The organism is Agromyces humi (genome assembly GCF_009720255.1).
Classification (GTDB): Bacteria; Actinomycetota; Actinomycetes; order Actinomycetales; family Microbacteriaceae; genus Agromyces; species Agromyces humi.
Window position 1 is genome coordinate 1 of the sequence record NZ_WJSP02000219.1, and the last position, 6171, is coordinate 6171.

A 6171-nucleotide genomic window follows, 5' to 3' on the forward strand; every position below is an offset into this window, starting at 1 on the left:
CGCGGCATCCGGCCAGCGCAGCCGCGGTCGCCCGTGCTCGCCGCCGCATCGCTCGCACACGGCCGTCACGGTGACGTCCTCGGCGCGGACACCGCCGGCTGCGGCGGCGAGGTCGCGCGCGAGCAGGCGCCCCAGCAGGAACCGGTCGCGTCGTCCGGGCGCGACGATGCTCGCGGCGCGCTCGCGCTCGGCCGGTCCGAGCAGCCGCTCGGCACGTGCGCGGTCGAACGAGCCGGGTTCGCCCCACGCGAGGCGCACGATCCCGATCGTGGTCGTCCCGGCCGGCATGGCGCCAGTCCACCATCGCCGCCGGCACCGTGGCAAGTGCAGCTGCCCGTGGTCGCCGCTCCGCTCGCGGCATCCGCTCGGGGAGGAGTAGCCTTCCCCCCATGGGCAGCGGCATCGAACCTGCCCCGGGGGAGCGCGCGCCAGGCGAGCCGGTCGTCACCGACGAGGCCGAGCGGGACACCTCGGGGGACCACGGATTCTTCGGGCAGCCACGGCCGCTCGTGCACATCTTCGGCGTCGAGATGTGGGAGCGGTTCAGCTTCTACGGCATGCAGGGGATCCTGCTGCTGTACCTGTACTACTCGCTGTCCGATGGCGGCCTCGGCGTCGACCAGGCGGTCGCGGCGGGCATCGTCGGCGCCTACGGCGGGGCCGTCTACCTCTCCACGATCCTCGGCGCGTGGATCGCCGACCGCCTCCTCGGCTCCGAGCGGGTGCTCTTCTTCAGCGCCATCGTGATCATGTGCGGGCACATCGCGCTCGCCCTGCTGCCCGGGTTCCTCGGCGTCGGCGTGGGCCTCGTGCTGGTCGCGTTCGGCTCGGGTGGGCTCAAGGCGAACGCCACGAGCGTCGTCGGCACGCTCTACTCGGAGCACGACCCCCGGCGCGACGCCGGGTTCTCGCTGTTCTACCTCGGCATCAACCTCGGCGCCTTCCTCGGCCCGCTGATCACCGGGCTCGTGCAGGACACCTGGGGATTCCACTGGGGCTTCGCCGTCGCGGCGATCGGCATGGCCATCGGGCTCACGCAGTACGCGTTCGGGCGCAAGGGGCTGCCGGCCGTGGCATCCGTCGTGCCGAATCCGCTCCCGCGCTCGCGACGGGGCCTCATGATCGGCGTCGCCGTCGCCGGCGTCCTCCTGATCGTCGTGCTGGTGCTGACGGGCCTGCTGAACGCCGCAAACATCGCGACGTGGGTGGTGGGTGCCACGATCGTCGCCACGATCTCGTACTTCGTGGTCATCCTGCGCAGCAGCCGCATCACCTCGGTCGAGCGCAGCCGCGTCTTCGCGTTCATCCCGCTCTTCATCGCGAGCGTCGCGTTCTGGTCGCTCTACCAGCAGCAGTTCACCGTGCTCACCATCTACTCCGACGAGCAACTCGACCGCAGCATCTTCGGATGGGTGATGCCGGTGCCGTGGGTGCAGTCGATCAACCCGATCTTCATCATCGTGCTCTCGGGCGTGTTCGCCGCCATGTGGACGAAGCTGGGCGAACGCCAGCCGTCGACGCCCGTGAAGTTCGCGCTCGGCACCGTGCTGATGGGCCTCGCGTTCCTGCTGTTCCTGCCGTTCGCCGACGGCGGTCCCAGCTCCACGCCGCTGCTCTGGATGGTGCTGATCCTGCTCGTGTTCACCGTCGCGGAGCTGCTGCTCTCGCCCGTCGGGCTGTCGGTCGCCACGAAGCTTGCGCCGGGGGTGTTCCACACCCAGATGGTCGCCCTCTTCTTCCTGTCGGTGGCGCTCGGCACCTCGATCGCGGGCGTGCTCGCCCAGCTCTACACGGTGGTGAACCAGGCCACGTACTTCGCGGTCCTCGGCGGCATCGCGGTCGTGCTGGGTGCGGCGCTCTGGTTCGGTCGCAAGCCCGTGCTGCGCCTCATGGCCGGCGTGCGCTGAGGCACCGAGCGCTGAGGCCTGCCGCGACGCGGCACCCCACGCCGTGGGCGGCTACGATAGCGCGGACACGCCTGCGCGAGTGAGGGAGCGAATGGCCGGCACACTCGTCGTGATACCGACCTACAACGAACGCGAGAACCTCGCCGACACGGTGACTCGGGTGCGCGCGGCGGTGCCCGCGGCATCCGTGCTCGTGGTCGACGACTCGTCGCCCGACGGCACCGGGGAGCTCGCCGACGAGCTCGCGGCGACCGACGCGGCGGTGTCCGTGCTGCACCGCGCCTCGAAGGACGGCCTGGGGGCGGCGTACCTCGCGGCGTTCGGCTGGGCGCTCGAGCGCGGGTACGACCCCATCGTGCAGCTCGACGCCGACGGCTCGCACCTGCCCGAACAGCTGCCCCGCCTGCTCGACGCGCTCGACCGCACGGATGCCGCGGGCCGGCGTGCCGACCTCGTGATCGGCTCGCGGTGGGTGCCGGGTGGTTCCATCGAGAACTGGCCGCGTCATCGGGAGCTGTTGTCGAAGTGGGGGAGTGCGTACGCCCGCATGGTGCTGCGGCTCGACACCCGAGACGCGACCGCGGGCTACCGGGCGTTCCGCGCGGAGGGGCTGCGGCGCATTCGCCTCGAGGACGTGCACACACGCGGCTACGGCTTCCAGGTCGACATGCTCTGGCACGCCCGCGAGGTCGGACTCATCGTCGTGGAGGTGCCCGTGACCTTCGTCGAGCGCGTGCGCGGCCACTCCAAGATGAATCCGGTGATCGTGCTCGAGGCGATGGCGCGCGTTACCGTGTGGGGCGTGCGGTCGTTGTTCGGCCCGCGTCGACCGAAGTCGTCCGCGGCCGGCGGCAGCGGGTCGGCGGCCGGGCGCACCCGGGCCTGACCGCGCGAGCGTCGGTTCCGGAGGAACGGTCGGGTCACGGCGACGATCGGTCGGGTGCGAGCGGATGCCGCGCGCGAGGCTGGGACGTGAACCTGAAGGAGTCCCATGTCAACGAACACGCTGTCGACGCCGGTGCAGCCCACGCAGGCCATGGCCGGCCGACTGCCCAGGATGGCCTGGCTCGCCGTGGTCTCGCTCGGGCTCGGCATCTTCACGCTCGTGACGAGCGAGTTCCTGCCGGCCAGCCTGCTGTCGCCGATCGCGGCCGACCTCGGCATCTCCGAGGGCGCGGCGGGCCAGCTGGTCACCGCGACGAGCATCAGCGGCATCGTCGGCGGCCCGCTCATCGTGTCGGCCCTGCCCCGCGTCGACCGGCGGTGGGTCATGACGGGTCTCACGACGCTCGCGATCCTGTCGAACGTGCTCGTCGCCCTCTCGCCGGCGTTCGGCCTGATGCTCGCGTCGCGCCTGCTGCTGGGCCTCGCGCTCTCGGGCTTCTGGGCGATGTCGCTCGCGGTCACCGCGCAGCTGGTGCCGGCCGACCGGCTCGGACGCGCCATGACGATCGTGAACGCCGGGGTCTCGCTCGCCACGATCGCCGCCGTGCCCGCGGGCGCGTACTTCGGCGAGCTGCTCGGATGGCGGGCGGTGTTCCTGCTCGCCGCGGCGGCCGGACTCGTGACCCTCGCCGCGCAGCTGGCCACGCTGCCCTCCATCCCGCCGAGCGGCGCCCCCGGCTTCCGCACACTGCTGCAGACGGCGCGCATGCCCGTGGTCGCCACCGGCATCCTCGCCATCGTGCTCATCGCGGGCGGCCACTTCATGGGCTTCACCTACCTGCGTCCGGCGTTCGAGGGCGTCAACGGACTCACGCCAGAGCTCCTCGCGGTCCTGCTCCTCGTCTACGGCATCGCCAGCTTCGTGGGCAACGCCGTCGCGGGTCCGCTCGCCGATCGTCGGCTGCCCGTGCTGGTGATCGCCGCGCCCGTCGCGATCGGCACGGGTACGGTCGTCTTCGCCCTGCTCGGCTCCAGCCTGCCGCTCGCCTTCCTCACCGTGTTCGTGTGGGGCCTCGGGTTCGGCGCCGTGCCGACGATGGTGCAGACCTGGATGGCGCACGTCGCGCCCCAACGGCTCGAGAGCGCCGGAGGCCTCGTGGTCGCGGCGTTCCAGATCGCCATCACGATCGGCGCGGCCGTCGGCGGCCTGCTCATCGACTCCGTGGGCGTGCAGGCCGCGTTCCTCGGCGGAGGCGTCGCCGCGGTGATCGGGGCGGGAGTGCTCAGCTCCGCTCGCCGGCGCGTGTAGCGGAGGGCCCTGGCTGCCGACCTCCCCGCCGTCCGACCCCGCTCCTATGCTGGGAGCCGGGGACGGGCAGCGAAGCAGAGGAGATCGTCGTGGCGCTACAGACGGCACCCGAGGCCGGCGTCGGCCAGGTCATGGCCGACCTCGCCGCCCTCGAGGATCCGAAGATGCGTGCCGTGAACGAGCGCCACGGCGACGACCACGGGGTGAACCTCACCAAGCTCCGCGGGGTGGCCAAGCGCCTCGGCACGCAGCCCGAGTTGGCCGCCGAGCTCTGGAAGACCGAGGACACGCCTGCTCGTCTCGTCGCCATCCTCATCGGTCGGCCCAGGGCGTACACGGCGCCGGAGCTCGACGGCATGCTCCGCGACGCACGCGTGCCCAAGGTGCACGACTGGCTCATCAGCTACGTCGTCAAGAAGAACCCGCACGTCGAGGAGCTTCGCGCCGCCTGGTTCGCCGACCCCGATCCGGTCGTCGCGAGCGCCGGATGGACGCTGACGAGCGACCGGATCGCGAAGGACCCCGACGGCCTCGACCTGCCGGCGCTGCTCGACCTCATCGAGGCGCGGATGAAGGACGCGCCCGATCGCCTGCAGTGGGCCATGAACGAGTGCCTCGCCGCCATCGGCATCCACCACCCCGAGTACCGCGCGCGGGCGATCGGCATCGGCGAGCGGCTCGAGGTGCTCAAGGACTACCCCACGCCGCCCGGGTGCACGTCGCCGTTCGCGCCGATCTGGATCGCCGAGATCGTGCGCCGGCAGGACGGCGCCGCCGGGACCGCCTCGTAGGCGTGCGCCCTAGGCGACCGTCGCCACCGTGTCACGGCGCCAGCGGCTCGGCGCGATCCCGGCGTGGCGGCGGAACGCCCGGCTGAACCCCGCGTCGCTCTCGTAGCCCAGCCGATAGGCGATGTCGGTCACGGGAACGCCGGCGCGCAGCATCCGCTCGGCGTGCTCCATGCGCACGCGCGTGAGGTAGCGGGCCGGGGTGTCGCCCACAGCGTCGCGGAACTGCTCGGCGAACTGCGAGCGGGACGCGCGCGCGAGTCGTGCCAGCGACTCGACGGTCCATGGTGAGCCCGGGTCGTCGTGGATCGCCGCGAGCGCCCGACCGAGATGCGGGTCGGGCGGGGCGGCGAGCCAGTCGCGGGCGTCGCCGCATCCACGTTCGAGCCAGATGCGCACGGCGGCGGAGGCCACGACGTCGGCGAGTCGCTCGATCACCGAGCCGCTGCCGGGGCGGTCCGCCGACGCCTCGCGGTGCATCGTCTCGAGGAGCGAGGCGAAGATCGGCTCGTCGACGCGGAACCCGCAGGTGAACAGCACGTCGGGCATCACCCGCGGGTCGATGGCGTCGGCGCCTTCGAGGGCGAGCGCGCCGCTGAGCAGCCGCGTCTCCCGTTCGGCATGCACGGCGACGACGCCGCCGTGCGGGAGCAGCACGAAGTCGCCCGCCTGCATCCCGAGCGGGTCGACGCCTGCTCGGCGCACTTCCACGGCGCCGGTCGCGACGTAGTGGAAGCGGATGCCGCGGCCGTCGTCATGGCGCACCGCGCCGGCCTCGAGCACGTCGTGCCCGAACTCGCGCACGCTCCAGTGCAGGCGCCGCAGCACCGCGTCGATCCCGTGCTGGGGATCGACGAACCCGACGGGCACCGGCCCGGCGTCGGTCGCACTCATGAGTGGTGCAAGCCCGCGGGGCGGAGAATCATTCCCCCGGGTCAGCCGGCGAGCAGGAGCGGCTGGGCGATGAGGCGGTCGCGGGCGCGACGACGGGCACCGAGGAAGCCGGCGTCGGGCCCGACCCGCGCGGCGACGATGCTCGGGATCGGCTCGAGCGCCCCGCCGCCGATGGTCGGGCGGTTGGAGCGGTAGGCGGTGTCGATGTCGCCGACGAACTGCGACCAGTACCCGCCGACGACGACGACGGCCGGGTCGAGGGTCGGCACGACGGATGCCCCGGGGCAGGTGTTCTTCGAGAAGAACCTCGCCGAGCACGCCCCCGACTGGATGCGCCGGGGGGTCATCGAGCACTCCGACGGTCCGAAGACCTACCCGATCATCGATC

6 protein-coding genes and 1 pseudogene are annotated in these 6171 nt (G+C 72.3%); 4 read left to right on the forward strand and 3 right to left on the reverse strand.

The features are described from left to right. Positions 1-288, reverse strand: a pseudogene (locus GH736_RS15235) (hypothetical protein); the annotation flags it as partial. A 101-nt stretch (positions 289-389) separates the two neighbouring features. Here GH736_RS15235 and GH736_RS15240 point away from each other — a divergent pair. The 4 genes from GH736_RS15240 to GH736_RS15255 all read left to right on the forward strand — a co-directional run bounded on the left by GH736_RS15240 (position 390) and on the right by GH736_RS15255 (position 4892). Continuing rightward, positions 390-1907: a peptide MFS transporter gene (locus GH736_RS15240; protein WP_159604829.1), complete on the forward strand. Its 1518-nt coding sequence runs from the start codon at positions 390-392 to the stop codon at positions 1905-1907. A 91-nt stretch (positions 1908-1998) separates the two neighbouring features. Further along, positions 1999-2793 carry a polyprenol monophosphomannose synthase gene (locus GH736_RS15245; protein ID WP_159604831.1) on the forward strand — a complete coding sequence of 265 codons (795 nt, stop codon included), beginning with the start codon at positions 1999-2001 and terminating at the stop codon, positions 2791-2793. A 105-nt stretch (positions 2794-2898) separates the two neighbouring features. Beyond that, entirely contained in the window at positions 2899-4101 is a 1203-nt protein-coding gene (locus GH736_RS15250; RefSeq protein WP_203230795.1) for an MFS transporter, read from the forward strand. A gap of 131 nt (positions 4102-4232) precedes the next feature. Continuing rightward, positions 4233-4892: a DNA alkylation repair protein gene (locus GH736_RS15255; protein ID WP_159604838.1), complete on the forward strand. Its 660-nt coding sequence runs from the start codon at positions 4233-4235 to the stop codon at positions 4890-4892. A 9-nt stretch (positions 4893-4901) separates the two neighbouring features. Here GH736_RS15255 and GH736_RS25110 read toward each other — a convergent pair whose 3' ends face one another. Together GH736_RS25110 and GH736_RS15265 are read right to left on the reverse strand one after the other, a co-directional pair. Next, positions 4902-5783 carry a helix-turn-helix transcriptional regulator gene (locus tag GH736_RS25110; protein WP_159604833.1) on the reverse strand — a complete coding sequence of 294 codons (882 nt, stop codon included), beginning with the start codon at positions 5781-5783 and terminating at the stop codon, positions 4902-4904. Positions 5784-5824: 41 nt separating this feature from the next. Next, positions 5825-6052: a hypothetical protein gene (locus GH736_RS15265; RefSeq protein ID WP_203230796.1), complete on the reverse strand. Its 228-nt coding sequence runs from the start codon at positions 6050-6052 to the stop codon at positions 5825-5827. Positions 6053-6171: the final 119 nt, after the last annotated feature.